The 18,322-nt window shown below is 50.6% G+C and carries 6 protein-coding genes and 1 tRNA gene; 6 read left to right on the top strand and 1 reads right to left on the bottom strand.

Going from position 1 to position 18,322, the window contains the following annotated elements; genetic code table 11:
- Positions 1-10 precede the first annotated feature (10 nt).
- The 5 genes from ABV409_RS14360 (at position 11) to ABV409_RS14340 (ending at position 5,216) form a co-directional block, all read left to right on the top strand.
- The gene (locus ABV409_RS14360; protein ID WP_353878311.1) at positions 11-1,138 is read left to right on the top strand and encodes a helix-turn-helix domain-containing protein; all 1,128 of its coding nucleotides are present in this window, start codon (positions 11-13) and stop codon (positions 1,136-1,138) included.
- 60 nt (positions 1,139-1,198) lie between these two features.
- Complete coding sequence (locus ABV409_RS14355) at positions 1,199-2,605, top strand: S41 family peptidase (RefSeq protein WP_353878310.1); 1,407 nt, start codon at positions 1,199-1,201, stop codon at positions 2,603-2,605.
- Positions 2,606-2,757: 152 nt separating this feature from the next.
- A complete protein-coding gene (locus ABV409_RS14350; protein ID WP_353878309.1) occupies positions 2,758-3,321 on the top strand; it encodes a DinB family protein in 564 nt (187 codons plus the stop codon).
- A 187-nt stretch (positions 3,322-3,508) separates the two neighbouring features.
- The gene (locus tag ABV409_RS14345) at positions 3,509-4,117 is read left to right on the top strand and encodes a Crp/Fnr family transcriptional regulator (RefSeq protein WP_353878308.1); all 609 of its coding nucleotides are present in this window, start codon (positions 3,509-3,511) and stop codon (positions 4,115-4,117) included.
- A gap of 94 nt (positions 4,118-4,211) precedes the next feature.
- Positions 4,212-5,216, top strand: a complete 1,005-nt coding sequence (locus ABV409_RS14340) for a zinc-dependent alcohol dehydrogenase family protein (protein WP_353878307.1) — start codon at positions 4,212-4,214, stop codon at positions 5,214-5,216.
- Between the two features lie 321 nt (positions 5,217-5,537).
- On the opposite strand, the gene ABV409_RS14335 is transcribed toward ABV409_RS14340, so the two are convergent.
- Positions 5,538-5,611: transfer RNA gene (locus ABV409_RS14335), tRNA-Arg, on the bottom strand.
- Between the two features lie 275 nt (positions 5,612-5,886).
- Here ABV409_RS14335 and ABV409_RS14330 point away from each other — a divergent pair.
- A complete protein-coding gene (locus ABV409_RS14330; RefSeq protein WP_353878306.1) occupies positions 5,887-18,234 on the top strand; it encodes a T9SS type B sorting domain-containing protein in 12,348 nt (4,115 codons plus the stop codon).
- The last annotated feature ends 88 nt before the right edge of the window (positions 18,235-18,322 follow it).

Below are 18,322 nucleotides of genomic sequence, written 5' to 3'. Positions count from 1 at the left end.
ACCTCCGGGCATGATTACCTCCAACCCCATCCTATTTACCATCATCTGCGTGTTCGCCCTACAGGCCATGGTGCTCAGTGGGTTGCTCCTCTTCAAACGCCCGAGACGAACGGCCAACACCTTCTTGGCGTTGTTGGTCTTCTTTTACGCCTTGATGGCATTGAACATCGTGGTGGTCAACGTGCTCAAAGACCAGGGGCTGCTGTATGTATTCCGCTATATCCAAATGGAGATGCTGTACGGTATCGGTCCGGCCCTCTACTTCTATACCCGATGCATCACGGACCCGGAGTTCCGATTTACAAGGAAACACTATGTGCACTTTGTACCCTTGGTACTCGAATTCCTATTCTACCGCACCGCTATCTATCGGTTGGGCTCCGATGGGCTGTACCTCGACGAAATGCCCTTCCAATCCTATGTGTATTTGACCCAACAATGGATCGGGGTGCTCTCCATTTTGGGATATAGTTTTATTGCCTTATCCCTTTTGATCAAATACCAAAACCGGCTCAAGGACTATTACTCGAAAATCGACAACCGTTCCCTGCACTGGTTGCAAACCCCGATCTTCATCTATGCCGGCCATCAGATCCTATGGAACATCTTGACTGAAATCGATCGCTTCGCGTTTGATCATGAATTACGGACCTACTACTTTCTGCCCAATTTCGTGATCTTGGCCATCATCACCTGTTGGATCGGGTTCAAAGGCTATGTGCAAAAAGAACGGGACATCGTCCATTTCAAACCGGATCCTAAAAGAGTACCCCATGAAGAAGGGCAAAAAGACACTGCGTTTCTCGAAAAACTGGAGCAATTGATGGAAACCGAGCGGCCCTATCTCAACCCCGACCTCAACCTTTCGCTGTTGGCCGATGCCATGCAGATGAAGCCGAAAGCATTGTCTTCAAAAATCAATCAAAACTGCGATCGTAATTTTTATGACCTGGTGAATGCCTATCGGATCGGGGCCTTTAAAGAGCGATTGCGATCCCCTGATCGCGATACACTGTCCTTGCTCGGCCATGCGTATGAATGTGGATTTTATTCCAAGTCCACCTTCAACCATGTCTTCAAAAAAATGACCCAGCAGACCCCTAGCGAATACCTGAAACAACTGAAAAAAGGGTCCTAACGGAAGCAGTCGGACGCCTAAAACCCTTTTTCAGCCTAGGTTTGCCGCAAAAACGAACGAATGCATCAAATACAACCCTTTCTGAAAAGAACTGCGCTGGCAATCATAGTCCCCTTGACTTTTCTGTACAGTCTATCGCTGTCGGCCCAACGTTTTTCAAAGGAGGAGGTTCTATCGGATTTGGAGGAACTCATGGCCTCCTTGGAGGCTACACATTTCGACCTGTACGCCTACACCTCCAAGCAAGCCTTTAAGGCGCACTATCTCCAGATCCAAAACCAAATCGTAAAAGACAGCTTCAGTATGTTGGAGACCACCACCCTTTTCCAACAACTGGTAGCAAAGGCCCACAATGCCCATACACGGATCAGCTTTCCGGCCCAGGCCTACCGCGATTATGCCGAATCGGACGGCCGAATAATCCCCTTGGAAATCGCCATCGAAAACGGCAAAGCCCTGATTCGAAAAAACTGGTCGGATGTAACAGCTATACCCATAGGGGCAGAACTGAAATCGATCAACGGTGTACCCATTGCAAAAGTGCTCGAACGGATATACCTCCAAATACCGGCAGAACGCCCGTATTTCGCCCAAGCGCAATTAGAGGGTTTTAGCTTGCCCCGATACTATTGGCAGGTATTCGGTGGGAAAAATAACTATGAGGTTCAAGTGGCGTACAATGGCCAATTGGCAACCCATGTTTTGAAAGGCGTCCGGGTGATGGAGGATTATGAATTTAAGCGGGACGATATTTTGCAAAAGGATCGTGAGTTTCGCTTCCTTTCGGAATCGGTGGCCTACCTGCGTCCTGGGGAACTGGGGGGTGACGAAGCGCGATACCGGGCCTTCATCGATTCGGCCTTTATCCAAACCAAAATCCAAAAAGCCAAAACGCTCCTCATCGACCTCAGGAACAATCCCGGTGGTGACGATAGCTTTGGTGACTATATGGTGTCATATATCGCCGACCAACCCTTCAAATGGGCGTCCAAATTCCAATTGAAATCCAGTGCCTTGGTCAAGGAAAACGTACGACAGACCAAAGACAGTACCCAAGCTTATTGGAACTCGTTTTTGACCCATACGGATGGTACGATTTACCCCTTTGATTTTGGATATTACGAGCCCCAACCAAAGGGCAAACGGTTTACGGGCAAGGTGCATGTTTTGGTCAACCGGCAATCCTATTCCCAAGCCACGGTCACGGCCGCCCAAATACAGGATTATGGTTTCGGGGAAATCGTGGGTGAGGAAACCGCGGAATACCCCAACCTTTTTGCATCCATCTTCACCTATTCCTTACCCAACACCGGGATTGCGGTGGATGTATCCAAAGGAAAAATCGAACGGGTCAGTGGCATCGATACCGGGCAGGGCGTCCTTCCCGACATCGAAATCAAAGACCATTTGTTGGAGGGGAAGGATGAGATCCTCGATGGGCTAATGCAACTAATCACAAGGGAGTAGCACCTGCTTCCGCTGTCTTTTTGGTGTGTTAAATCCATGTCAAAGGAGTCGGCAACCCCCTGTATTTTGAGGTAAAGGAGTATCTTTTGCTGTGGAAATGAGCTCCGAATGGAGGGTTTCCAAGAACCAAAACAATCGAAACACCACATACCATGAAATGCTCCAAAATCACCAGCTGCCTGACCCTTGTACTCCTACCCATGCTATTTCTGCATGCCCAAGGGGAACTCAAATCGGTAGAAGGCTATTCCCCCAAAATCGGCCAGATGGTCTATATGCTGGAGGATTTGAAGGACCGGATCACCGAACAAGTAAAGGATTTGGACCAAGCCCAGACCGATTTCGAATACGATGCCGATGCCAATAGCATAGGGGCCCTGCTCATGCACTTGGTGTCTACGGAATCCTACTACCAGGTGGCCACCCTTGAAGGCCGCGATTGGACCGATGCCGAGCGCACACGATTGGGTGTTGCGGGTGAGATCAATGCAAAAGTGAAAAGCATCGTTAAGGGCCAGCCCATCAGCTACTATTTGGAGCTATGGGACGAGGTTCGTGAAAAATCCCTCGCCAAACTCCGCACCAAAGACGATGCCTGGTTCGCCTCGAATATCGAAGAAGGTTTGAACTACCACTACATCTGGTATCATGTGATGGAGCATTCGGCCAACCATATGGGGCAAATCGCTACCATAAAGAATCGGTTGCCGAAATAGGCTTTTATGAACGATCCTCTAAAAGGGTACCGAAACATTTAAAAAAGGCATGGAGTTCTTCCCTATCGTCATCACCCTCATTGTAGTATTGGTTTTAGGATATCGATACCGGAACAAATCGGGAGGGGATGGAGATGTTGACGATTACGATTTTGATTGAAGTGGTTAAAATTGCCTATTTTGTAGTATGCTCCATGAAACCAACAACCTTAAGGCCGAAACCTCCGCTTTAGTTGATCAATTAAACAGGATACTAGCCCTGGATCCAGAGGAGAAAGCCGCTATACAAAAGCTTTTTGTTCCAAAAAGGGTAAAAAGAAGACAATTCATACATCATGAAGGCGATGTTTGCAAGCATGCGAATTTTGTGGTTCAGGGCTGCCTCAAGATGTATATGGTCACCCCTGATGCCAAAGAACATACCTTACAGTTTGCCGTAGAAAATGAATGGATCGGTGATTTAGGTAGTTTCCATTCGGGTGTGCCAAGTAGACTCTATGTCGAAGCATTGGAAAATTCAACGATTCTTCAAATCACCAAAGAAAGCCTTTATCGACTCTATGAGGAGTTCCCAAAGTTCAACACGATTTTCAGGATCATGAAGGAACATCATATCGTTGCCTTTCAAGACCGGATTTTACAAAATATCAGCGCTACCGCTGAAGAAAGATACCGAGATTTCATGACGCAACGCCCAGATCTAATAAATCGGATCTCTAACGTTCAAATTGCCTCTTATTTGGGAGTAACCCCTGTTTTCCTAAGCATGATCCGCAAAAAGATCACTACGGCTTAAACTACTTTAATACACTTTCTTAAACTACTTTAAAAGTCCGAACCCTCGTCTTTTTCAAGCTTTGTCCCATCACAAAAACTAAAAAGATACGGTTATGAACAAAGTAGCACGACTTAATGAATTTATAGGTCCCACGGGACTTAGTGTCAACGAAGAAGGGATTCCTTTTCCCGGATTTGGTGAGGTTTTGGTAAAAATGAAAAGTGCCGGATTGAACCATGTTGAAAAGATGATCATGTACGGCCACTTTCCGGTCAGGCCCGAATTAGCGGCCAATATCGGTTTCGAAGGAGCCGGAATCATCGAAGAACTTGGTGCTGAAGTCGAGGGGCTACAACAAGGAGACGAAGTCTGCATTATTCCCAATATGCCTTTCGATAAATACGGTGTGATCGGTGAATATGCGATAGTCCCGAGCACATCCATAATTCCAAAACCTTCCAGTATAAACTGGTTGGAAGCTTCTTCTCTTTGGATGGGATTTGGCACGGCTTATCAAGGATTGGTACACGCCGGCGGCTTAAATCAAAAGGAGGGGCAAAACGTACTGATTACGGCCGCTAGTTCTTCGGTAGGCCTTCCTGCAATTCAAGTTGCGAAATTGCACGGTGCCCAGGTCATCGCGACGAGCAGGACCTTGGAAAAGGAACTAAGCTTGAAAGAAATGGGGGCCGATTATGTGGTAGCAACGAATGATGCCCATTGGCAAGAATTCGTAACCGATATCACCTTGGGCAAGGGTGTCGATCTGATATTCGATCCCCTAACCGGACCATTCACAATGCAACTCGCCGAAGTGGCTGGTTTTGGGGCGACCCTGGTTTCTTATGGTACGCTATCGATGGGCGAAACACCACTTCCCCTTTTCCCGATGTTGATGAAAGGCCTAAAACTAACTGGAATCGATACCGGCCACCACCTTTTTGGAAATCCGGAACGTTTAGAAATGGCTCGAAAACATATTGTCGAGAACATTGAAAATGGAAATTACAAATGCAAGATCGATTCCATTTTTTCATTGCACGAGGTGGTTAAGGCATATCAACGAATGGAGAGTGGGCAACAGGTGGGTAAAATAGTCCTTGATATTGATGCTTGATTTTACTAAGGATGGATCGCTATGGCGATCTTCCTGCAGCACCCAAATGTCAACTCACATGAAGTAAGGATTAACCTCATTAAACTCAGTTCTTCCAGAGTCAAAAAAGCAACTGATAAAGCCTTTAAAAAGAAAAAGGATTGATCGCCCCTGGCGATCTTCCTGTCTTCCCAAGACAATGAAGTCAACGAATATTCTTGAACAGGGAAAAGGATTGATCGCCCATGGCGATCTTCCTGCAGCACTCCGTGCTGAGAATGCCCCAAACAAAAAAACGCTCAAGCAAGCTTGGCGTTTTTTCTTTTTTGGGTCATTCATTCGTGATCGCGGCAGGATTCGAACCTGCGACCGTCTGCTTAGAAGGCAGATGCTCTATCCAGCTGAGCTACGCGACCCGGTGTGGTGTTTTGCTCAAAAACAACGTCCCTTTCAAACAAGTCCGTTGCCCTTTTTGCGGGTGCAAATATAAAAAGCATCCCGCAAGGAAAAAACAATACCTCCGTTTTTTCTCTAGAAAAGCCTGTCTACTAAGGTTTAAGCCCCTTTTTAAAATACGAGACAACAGCATCATAGGGCTTTAACATCGCTTTTCCTCCGTTCACAACAATTATCTGGTAATCATGGGTAAAGCTGTTTTTTTTGTTAAAAACATCAACAACTACCGTCTAACATGGGCCGTACCACCAAACTGTTCAGCACTTCTTTTTTCGTAAAAGGACTGCTTTTCCTACTGCTTATCCTCACCAACCAAAACGTCTTTTCACAGCTCAGTGATCTGCATTACCTGCCGCCTTTGAAACAAGGGCAGAACAATGCGGGGATCCGTGATCAGGCCATCTACCTGTCGACCCCCGAGCCGACCACCTTCACGGTGAACGCGTACCAGGGGACCAACCCGACACCGGTCGCCACCTTCAACATCTCGAATGTGACCCCGGCAGTGTGGACCCTAGCAGACGGTGATAACAACATTACCCTGGTCAACAACTCCAACACCGGTGTGGTATTGACCAATAGCGGCCTCCGATTCGAGTCGCCCAGTGGCAATCGCTTCTACGTCAACTACCGTGGAAACTCCAGTGCCCAGGCGGCCTCATTGACGGCCAAAGGACGGCAGGCCTTAGGAACCAGTTTCAAATGGGGCGGTGTGCCCAACCTTGGATCCCATCCCTCCAAATCGAATACCCTAGGGATCATGGCGACCGAAGACAATACGACCATTCAACTGTTCGGCTACGACCCCGATTGCCAATTCCGCGTCGGAAACGATATTGCCGGCATCACTTCCGATACCTACACCGTGACCCTCGATGCCAACGAATCCTTCGTGTTCGAAACCTACATCGGTAACAACCCCACTCCGGCCCATCAAGACGGTTGGATCGGGGCGAATATCGAATCGGACAAAGACATCGTCATCAGCAACGGTTCGATCAACTTCGGACGACAGGCAGGCGCTAGCAACCGGGATGCCGGTATCGACCAACCGGTACCTGAAAACCGATTGGGAAAAGAATACGTGTTCATCCGTGGTAACGGAAACACCAATGGCTGGACGGAATTTCCGCTCGTCATCGCCACTGCTGACAACACCCAGGTGTTCGTCAATGGCAACGCAACGCCGATCGCGACCTTGAACGAAGGGGACTTCTTCGAAATCCCTAGTTCGTATTTCTCGGCCAATACCGTTGGGGCCAACATGCTGGTACAGACCTCCAAGGACGTTTATGCCTACCAATGTATGGCAGGGGCCAGCCAAGTGTACACACAAGGACTCAACTTCGTCGCCCCGGTCAACTGTTTGTTGCCCGATGTGATGGACAACATCCCCGACATCCGGAATATGGCCGGCTTGGACGTGACCGGTGGACTGACAATCATCGCCGCCGTCAATACGCCCGATGCCAACATCATCGTGACCGATGGCAACGGTGCGGTGACCTTGCCAGCTTCGAATCCCGTTGCGGGATCGGCCGATTGGAAAACCTTTTTCATACCCAACCTCAACGGAGCGGTTAGTGTACAATCCACAGGTCCAATGGCCGTGGGTTTCTTTGGTTATAACGGTGCCCGTGGGGTAGCCGGGTATTTCTCCGGTTTCGATACCGTACCTGAAGTAATCCTGCAGATCCGTGGGGGTACCGGTTGTTTCGTTGGCTCCGAGATCTTTGAGGCTACGGCCAACTTCGATGCCTACCAATGGTTTGGCGATGGGGTCATGATCCCAGGTGCGAACGGGCCGAGTTTTGCCCCGACCGTTGCCGGTGACTACTTCGTACGGGGTACCAAAGGGCCTTGTACCTATGATAGTAACTCGATCCAAGCCTTATACTGTGATCCCGATATCATCCTCGATAAAACCGTCGATAAAGACGAGATCATGGAAGGTGAAACGGCCACCTTTACCATTCGTGTGCGCAACCTTGGGGTAGGTCCTGTGACCAACCTCCAGATCACCGATGACATCCCGACCGGTTTGACGCTGCTCAATGCCTTCACCATTTCTGGAAGCTTTAGCGGCAACGTTTGGAACATCGGCACCTTGAACGGTGGTGAGGTCGCTGAACTCGAATTGGAAGTCCAGGCCGATGAAATCGATATCCTTCCCCTATTGAGTTTGACCAATACGGTCACCAATACCCAAGACCAGACCGATACGAATACGACCCCTGACAACCCTAGCGCCCTGATTACGGTGCACAACGATTTTGACAATGATGGGGTACGTGATATTACCGATTTGGATGACGATAACGACGGGATCTATGATGAGGACGAATGCGATACCTTGGCTTTCAACATCGCCAATGGAAACTCACATAATAGTGCGCTGGTCAGTGTCGATAACTATTTGATCGTCGACATCTTCAGTATCGACAACTCCTTCAACCTGTCCCTAAACGGGAATGATGTGGCAGGAGAAATTCAGTTCCAACTCGGGGCGGCGGGCAATTTTGCACGATTTGCAGACGGCACGACTTACGGGGAAGGGGGCAATCCGGACATTTGGACGGTCACCGGAACCAATGGAACGCCCGCTATTCGGGTGGTCATCAACCAAGCCGGGGAATTCGAGATTTTTGGGACCCGTTCTTCGAACGGTCCACTTGAACCCATGTTCTTGGATACCCCTCCCGCGACCATCACGTGGAATCCTTCCGGAAGCAACACCATTTCCATCGGCCAGGCCGTAGTCGGCCCGACCAACCTACAAGGGGTCTTGTTGACCGCTGGCTGTGATACCGATAGTGACGGTTATCCGGATCATTTGGATCTCGATAGCGATGATGACGGTTGTAGCGATGCCAATGAATGGTACAAAGACGACAATGCCGATGGTGGCGATGGCGGCGAATACGGCTCAGGGGTACCTGTGGTCGATCCGGCCGACGGTACCGTAAACGATGCCTCTTACGTGCAGGTGTTCGCCCCAGAGATCATCTTGGGCAATACCTCTGAAGATTTGGGGGGTACCGATATCAATGGTCAAGGGGTCAACCTAGGCCAGACCTACCAATACGTCTTACGCTTCCAAAATACCGGTGATGACGACGCGACGAATGTGACCATCCGTAACGTCTTACCCGCCAATGTCACTTTGGATAATGTGGATGTGTCCGATGCCTTGGGTACGACCTATACCCACGATGTGGGGACCAACACCCTGAATTTCACTATTCCGGACAACCTAGTACAGATCGGAGATCCCGTATACAGCATCCGGATTACGGTCACCCTTTCGGGCAATTGTTCCGATTTCGTGAACGCCTGTTCCGCACAACTCGAAAATAATGCCTACATCACCTTCCAAGGTGTGGTGAACCCGACGGTCTTTACCGACGAACCCGGAAGCTCCAACTTCCCATGTGCCACCACGCCCACCGTTGCCCAAAACAACATTTTGGATGATTTGACGAATTGTGGGGTAGCCCGTACCGTACAGTTATGCGGTGATGATGTCATCTTAACGGCCGGATCTGGCTTTACGACCTATACCTGGGCTTTGGACAACAACGGCAACGGACAGATCGATGCCGGTGACACCGTATTGAACGACGGCGATCCCGATGGAGATCCCAGCACGATCATCGTGACCAACATCGGCAACTACATCGTTGAAAAGTCTGGCGGCGGAAGCTGCCCTGACCTGACCGAACTGATCACGGTAGAACGCTTCGGCACCACCCAGACCAATCCGGTCATCGAGTACTTCAACCAAGTCAATAGTGACGCCAATGCCGACAACGACTTGCAAGGTGAAATCGTAACCTGTTCGATCGATGGCGACCTTTTACCCAAGATCTTTTTATGTGGGGATAACGACGAGGCGACCATTCAATTGGGCATCACCGATGCCGATAGCATCGTTTGGCAGCAATTGGATGAAGCCAGTTGTGCCGATACCGGCGACGACTGCGCCAACAAAAACGGCAGCTGTACCTGGAACGACCTTGCCGTACAAGACAATTATACCATCACCGATGCAGGACGCTATCGCGTGGTCATCAACTACCAGAACGGTTGTTTTAGCCGTTTCTATTTCAATGTGTTCAAAAACACTTTGGATATCTTGCATACCGCTTCCGATATCTTGTGTAGCACCCCGGGGAACATCCGGATTACCAATATCGGATCGAATTACGGCTTCCAATTGGTCGATGCTTCGAACGATAACATCATCGTTCCTTTTGCAAACGACAACGGGCCGAACTTCGACATTACCACTAGCGGTACCTACAAAGTACAAGTCACCCAATTGGATCCCGTCAGTGGCGACCCCATTGTGGGCAGCTGTATCTTCGAAACCGAGGATATCGGGATTTTGGAACGCGATTTCCAAGTGACCCTTGATACCACCCCTGCCGATTGTAACCAACTCGGTTCCATTTCGATCCAGGCGTTGAACGTACTACCGAATTACAGCTATGAACTACGTCTCGACGACGGCAGCAATGCCGGCCAAGGCACCTTTGTGGATAGCAACCTTGCGACCACCGACAACACCCATACGTTCGCTGATTTGAACCCTGGCGATTATATCGTAATCACCACGACCGAAGACGGCTGTTCCGACACCCAACAGATTACGGTGGCCGAAATTCCACAATTGACCGTTGTGGCCGTCACCACCGAAAATATTACCTGTACCGCGGGTATCGTCACCTTGACCCCGAGCGGTGGCACCCCAAATCCGGATTACCAAATGGCAATTTGGAGCAAAGACGGTGTAGATCTATATACCGATCCTTCCGACATCACGGCCGCCGACCTACAGACCACCCAGAATTTCTTGTTCGGATACCGTGGTACCCCAGCGACCTATTTCCCGAACGAAGATGGGGATTACGAATTCATCGTTTTTGACGACAATGGCTGCTATGCCATTTCGAATACGGTAACCGTCGAAGAATTGGGCGGCTTGACCGTATCGGCCTCCGATTCAGGCATTGTATGCGCTGATTCATCTACAGCATCGCTAACGGTCAACGTAACCGGAGGAACCGCTCCGTATCAATACAGTTTGGATGGAGGTGCCAATTACCAGACCAGCGATACCTTCACCAACCTTGCTGCCGGGTTCTATACCATCACGGTCATGGACTCCAGCGGAAGCGTGGGATCTGGTTGTGTGGAAAATTTCGACTACGAAATCGTACAGCCGTTCCGATTGACCGCTTCGGCGGCCATTGTGGAGGACGCGTCATGCAACCCCAGTGGGGCCTTGGTGCGCATCTTAAACGCCAATGGCGGGCAAGCCCCGTATGAATATAGTTTCGACGGAGGCACCAACTACGATACGAATTACGAACGCAACCTGGCCGCGGGCACCTACCAGCTTTCGGTACGTGATGCCTTGGGTTGTACCTTTGCCATGGACCTTACGGTACCGACCGAAGTTGCCGACCCCAACCTATCTTATGCGGTCGATTACGATTGTAATGGCGAAGGCACCATCACCATTTCAACCACCAACACAAGCGATTTCGACTATACCTATAGCTTGAATGGGACCGAAAACACACCGGCCGATAACAATGTGTTCACCAATATCACCGCAGGCACCTACACGGTGAGTGTCGGGTATTCGAGCTCGATCGCCGCCGCCCAGAGCACCTTGTTCTTTGAGGACTTCGGAGCCGGGGTAACCACCCAGATCGGTGAAATCGGGGCCGACTATTGCTACGAACCCCAAGATGGATCCCTGACCACGTGTAACCGTGGGCCAGCTGGTATTTTGGTAAATGGGGAATACACCGTAACGAATTTCGTGACCAATCCCGTGACTTTCTGGACCAGTCCGCAAGATCATACCGGTTTGGTCGATGGCCGTTTCTTGGCAATCGATGTCAGTACCTTCTCCGATACCGGAAACCCCCAATTGAACAACATCCTTTGGGCCAGACGCGACCTTGAAGTCTTGCCGAACGAAGAGATTACCTTGAATTTCTGGGCCTACAACCTGATGAATTTGTCAGGCGCGGGCAACAACCCGGAGGTTTTGGTCGAAATTTTGGACAATACCGGTACGATCATCTACAGTGCCGTAGCCCCGGAAATCCCAAAAAATACTTCAGACACCGATTGGCATGAGCGCACGATCACCTTCGATCCCGGCGCCAATACCGATATCGACATCGTGTTCCGTACGAATGTGAACAGCAACGATGGTAACGATCTGATTTTGGACGACATCACGGCATTCCAACAGCCCGATGTGTGTCCGCAAACCCAAGACCTTTCAGTGGTCATCGAAAGCGATCGCGCCTTCGATGCCCAATTGATCACCACCTTTGACCCAAGCTGTAATGGGGATACTGACGGCTTCATCGTCTTTGAAGTATCCAACTTTACCGCCGCCATCGGATTCGAATACTCCTTCGATGGGGTGATTTGGACCCCATCGACTTCAGCTTTGGTGACCACGCCGCAAAACTTGGGCGATGGTAGCTATACGGTTCAAGTACGCAAGCTTGATGATACCAGTTGTGCCGTGAGCTTCCCGGTGACCTTGACCGAACCCACCGTAGTCAATGCCAGTTTGGCCTTAACGGCCGATTTCACCTGTTTCAATACCGGTGCCACTTTGGAAGCTTCCGCAACAGGAGGCACTCCTGGCTACGAATACCAGATCGAGGATACGGTCGGTGGTGTGATCGTTGCCTATCAAACAGCGACGACCTTTAATAATATCGCGGCCGGCACGTATTTGGTGCGGGTCATGGATGACAACGGTTGTGAAGCCTTGTCGACAACGCCGATCACGGTAAGCGCCCCCGAAACGGTGACCTTTACTACGACGGCGACCGCCTGTTACGACGGACTCAATAACGCCACCATCACCGCGAACGTAACCGCCGGAAACGGGGATTACACCTTTAGGATCAACGGTGGGGCCTGGTTGACCCCTACCCCATCAACGGCAACAAGCTATACCTTCACCGGTTTGGCCAATGGCACCTATAACCTAGAGGTATCGGATGCCTTCGGTTGTATTTCGGCCGCGGAGACCGTGACCATCGCACCGGTATTGACCGCGATCGTCGATGTGGTGGATGTAACCAGCTGTGCAGACGGTAGCATTACCGTGACCGCCTCAGGAGGTGATAGCAATTTCGTGTACGCCTTTTTGACCAACGGAACAACTGTGGCCGACTCCGATTTCGGAGCTAGCAATACCTTCACCGTCAATGCGGCTTCAGCAGGCGATTTTGACGTCTATGTCAGGGACAATTCAGGGACCGCACCTTATTGCCAGTATATGGAGACGGTCAGCGTAGCCAGTGCCCCGGCTTTGGCGTATACCGCAACACCGACCGACCCCGAATGCCACGATGGTTTGGGATCGATAGCCATTAATATCACCGCAGGGGACGGACCCTTTACCATCGACTTGGTCGATTTGGACAATGGGGGGGCATCGGATCAAACCGTGAACGATGTACTCACCACGACTTACGATTTCTTTAACCTGATGCCCGGTGATTATACCGTGACCATCACCGATAGTTATGGATGTAACTTGGTCGACACGCCGATAACCATTGGCAATCCGGATGAATTGACGGCGACCATCGTCGGTATCACCCCATCGACCTGTACTGGTGTCAGCACCGATTTCGGTTTTGATGTGACCGGCTATCCATTGACCGTTGGCACGGTCGAATTCAGTGATGATGCGGGGATGACCTGGCAGACCTCCGACCAGTTCAGGGGGTATGTTTCAGGGCAGACGGTCTTTCCGTCCTTGCGTACCGTAGACGGTTTCGGAAACACCATTTGCCAGACCGACCTACCGCAATTCATCATTCCGTTCCCATTGGATGATCTTGACATTACCATTTCGGCCTTGATCGTCAACTGTAACGAACTTCAAGTGACCGTTCAGGGTGCCGAAGGTACCCCGAACTACCAATATACCTATTCGGAAGATCCCGCCAATTTCGACCAGGTGACCCCGACCGTACCATGGACGACTCCGGCCCAAGATGCCGTGACCCCCTATGTGTTCAACGGTTTGGTACCCGGTCGTACGTACACCTTCTACGTGCGTGATGCCGCAGGATGTGTACGTCAGAGTAATGTAAACGTGAACAACCTGATTACCCGTCCGCTGGGCATTACCTCAACGGTGACCCCTTCTTGTAATGGAAGTGCGAACGGAAGCATCGAATATACCATCACGGAAAATACGGTTTCGCCGGGATCCGAAATGCAATGGTCGTTCTATGACATTGCTTCGGGCACACCGGTTTTGGTCAGCGATAGTGGCGGAAACGTTCCCTTCTCAGATCCGCAGACCTTGACCTTTACGGGCTTGGGAGCCGGCACCTACTTCGTCGAAGTCACCAAAATGGATGGTGTGGTCGCCAGCTGTGTCAGTGCTTCTGAAAATGAGATCTTGTTGGAGTTGGATGCCTTGACCGGCACGCCGGCCGTAACACAACATATCGCCTGTGATCGTCCTGGATTGATCGAAATCCCGGATATCGCTGGAGGTGGGGGTACCTACTTCTATGATGTGACCGGTCCTGCGCCTTTCACAACGATTTCAGGAACCTTGGACAACCCTATTGAAATACCGGCCAATTCACCATCCGGATCGTATACGGTCACTGTGACCGACCAATACGGATGTAGTACGAACTTGGGCAGTGTCAACCTCAACTTGGCCCCCAATCCTACCATTGATGCCATTGCGATCGACAACTGCGATGCCCTGGCCGATGTGACCATCACCGCTTCATCAGGAGCGGCACAAATCTTCTACTCGATCGACGGTGGTGCGAACTACCTGAATAACGGTGGGGTATTCAACAATGTTGGTCCAGGCACCTATGCGGTGAGTATCATCGATAGCAACGGATGTAGCGATAGCAGCTCCATTACCGTACATCCCCAATTACAGGCCAATGCTACCCTGGCAGAGACTTTGGGTTGTGGTGCTGGCAATGAGGCCGAGATCTTGATCGAGGTATTGAGCGGTTCGGGCACTTACGATTATGAAGTGCTGGGCACGGCATCGACTTTGGTCGCCCGTCAGGCCCTAGCAACGAATCCGACCACAGTGCTCGCCACAGTGGCCGACACCTATACGGTCAATGTATTCGATACCGGTACTGCCGGTCCCGAATGTTCACGAAGCTTTACCGTGGTCATTCCTGCGGCAACCCAACCGGACTTTACGGCAGATCATACCGATATCACTTGTAATGGGGCCTCTGATGGGCGCATTGCCATTACTGAAGTGAACAACGGTATCAACCCGTTAACCTATACGCTAAGTCCGAACATCGCCACCTTCAATGCGGCGACCAACAGTTTTGAAAACTTGCCCCAGGGTACCTATGACGTCACCGCGACCGGCCAAAACGGTTGTACCACGGTGGTCACCAATATCGTTATTGACGAACCGGCCGTAATCAGCTTTAACGCACCGACGGTCACCCCATTCGGATGTGCTGCCGACAACGCTGCCGACAACGCCGCGATCAGCATCGATGTGGCCAGTATCGCCGGTGGTAGTGGCACCTATGTGCGTTACGAATTCGTCGACAATGCCACTACCACGGTCTTGCAATCAGGCACCGACCCCGTGTACATCCATACCGATTACGCAGGGGCGGCCATCACGGTTACCGTAGTGGATGATAACGGTTGTTCGACCGATGCCGTCGTAAACATACCCGCGTTCGATGAACTCTTGAGTGCGAGCGTCCATATCGACGACGCCATTAGCTGTGCGAACGGCGGGGAGGATATCAACATCGATGTTATCGGAAGCCTATCGAACTATACGGCTAACCCTGCGAATTACGAATTCAGACTGCTTCCGGCGACGACCTATCAAGCGTCCAACCAATTCTTGGATCTTCCGGCAGGCAACCATACCTTCGGTATCCGAAATGTGAACACCGGTTGTGAGATTACCGTGGCACATCTTGTCGAAGAACCGAATACGTTCGATGTCATCGTCACCAAATTGGCCGATGCGGTCTGTTTCGGTGATGACGGAAGCGTGCAATTCACGATTACCGATGCCACCTATACCGGCGGTTTCAACTGGGCGATTTACAATACCAACGGAACCCCGACCGACCGATCGGATGATGGGGCGGCCGTGTTGACCGGTACTTCGGCCAATGTAGGACCAACAGCCGCCATCGCCGTTCCTGCTGGCGACTATCTCGTAGAAATTACACAAGACGCCTTCCCGGAATGTAGTCAGGTGCGTTCGTTCAATATTACGACCCCTTCGGCCGCGATAGGCTTGGATCCGATCGCTTTGGTCGATGTCGGATGTACGAACGATCAAGGAAGTGCCTTGGTTAACCCAACGGGCGGCCAAGCACCCTATACCATCGATTTGACCCACAATGCCTCGGCAACTACCACTACGGTTACCAATGTGAACGGACATCTGTTCCAGAATTTGATCGCCGGCCAGTATACCGTAACCGTAACGGACGCTTTGGGCTGTGCGGTTCCGTTCAACAATGCTTTTGAGTTGTTGTTGCCGGATCCGATTACCGGAACCATTTCGACTACCACCTTGGTCTGTGATGGTGACACCGATGCCTCGGTTTCCATCGTTCTTGATCCAAGAAACGTGACGACCGATTACCGCTATATCTTGAATACCTATAACGATGCGGCAGGAAGCACTTTGTTGAGTAGCTCCATTTCGCAAACGGCCCCGAATTTCGACAACCTAGGGGCAGGTTTCTATAGCATCACGGTCATCGATGCGATGGATTGTACCTTCGAGTCGACCCTAGTTGAAATTCCGAGTCCTGATGAAGTACAAGGTACCTTGGTGACCCAAACCCTTTTGAGTTGTCAAACCGATGCCGAGTTGTTATTGATGGCAACCGGAGGTACCGGCCCATACAGCTGGAGTGTCGATGGGGTTACCTATAGTCCGATGAATGAAACCGTGGCCGCCGATACCCATTTGTTCGGTAATGTCGTGGCCGGTAGCTACCGCTATTACATCAGGGACAGCTTTAACTGCGTTTCCATCCAATCGAATGAAATTACCGTAGAACCTGTGGCACCGCTTACGGTAGCCTTGGATACCGACGCGGCACGCGTCAACTGTACCGGTGAAAGTACGGCACTTATAGAAGCCTTCGCTGATGGCGGATTGGGCAACTACCAATATGCTTTGTTCTCCGATATGGCTTTGACGAACGAATTACGTCCGAACCAGGCCGACGGTCGCTTTACCGACTTACCGATCGGCACCTACTACGTACGCGTACAGAGTGGGGACTGTGAAGTGGTTTCTGCCGAAGTCGTGATCGATGAGCCGACCCCATTGGTGGTCACCCCGACCATTTCGGAAATCAGTTGTTCCGATGCCGATGACGGAAGTATTTTCTTGGACGTTCAAGGAGGTGTGGGCGATTACCAATTCGCGATTTCACCCAACCTGAACCAATTCGATACCGAAAACAGTTTCGTAGGCCTATCTCCAGGCACCTATAGGATTATCGTTCAAGATGGCAACGGCTGTTTCGAGCTGGTCGAGTTTACCTTGACCGCTCCAGATGCGTTGCAAGCCAACTCAACGACCACCGATGAGATTTGTTTCGAAAGCAGCGACGGAACCGTGAGCTTGACCGTAAACGGAGGAACCGCACCATACAGCACGGCCTTGAACAGCAATAACGATGCGGACTTCGTACAAGACCGATTCGATTACCAAGACCTGCCCGCGGGTACCCATGTGGTATTTATTAGGGATGCGAATGGCTGTGAGACTACCGAGATCTTTGAAATCAATCCAGGGGTCAACCTTGCCGGTGCGGCCAATGTCGAATACCTCTGTGATAATGGCATTACCTCGAACCGTGTCAGCGTGGATCTTGAGGATCAAAGCATCTTGGCCGACGTCTTGTACGGTCTTGATACGACGGATCCGACCGAAATGGTCTTGGAAGCCACCTTCGAGGGCCTTAGTGGCGGTGATCATTACATCACGGTATTGCACAGCAACGGCTGCGCCAATACCTTTGATTTCACCGTAACCGAATTCGAACCTTTGCAGCTGCAATTGACCGAAAGCAACATCAATACCATTTCGGCTTTGGCCCTAGGCGGATCGGGCACGTATACCTACATGATCAATGGGGAGGGCGTGACCACCGAATCGGAATTCTATATCACCGAAACGGCCACCTATGCCATCACCGTGACCGATGAGAACGGTTGTAGTGTCACCGAAGAGATCTTCATCGAATTCATCGATGTGGAAATCCCGAATTTCTTTACCCCTGATGGGGATGGTCAAAACGATGTGTGGCGCCCAGAGAATATCGACCAGTATCCGAATATCTTTATCAAGATCTACGATCGATACGGCCGTACGCTCTACCAATTCATCGGCAACCAAGACGGCTGGGACGGTCAATACCAACTGAACGACCTTCCGTCAGGGGATTACTGGTACATCATCAAATTGAACGGCATTGAAGACCAAAGGGAATTCATCGGGCATTTCACCTTATACCGCTAAAATACTGGTGTTTAAGAATAAGGAAGGGAATTGAATATCATATTTTGAGAGTTTCACAACAAGGGCATTTCGTTTGACAACGAAAGCT

The organism is Flagellimonas algarum (genome assembly GCF_040513375.1).
In the GTDB taxonomy this organism is placed as follows: Bacteria; Bacteroidota; Bacteroidia; order Flavobacteriales; family Flavobacteriaceae; genus Flagellimonas_B; species Flagellimonas_B algarum.
Note: the sequence above shows the minus strand (reverse complement) of the source record. Positions and strands in the feature narration are given on the sequence as shown.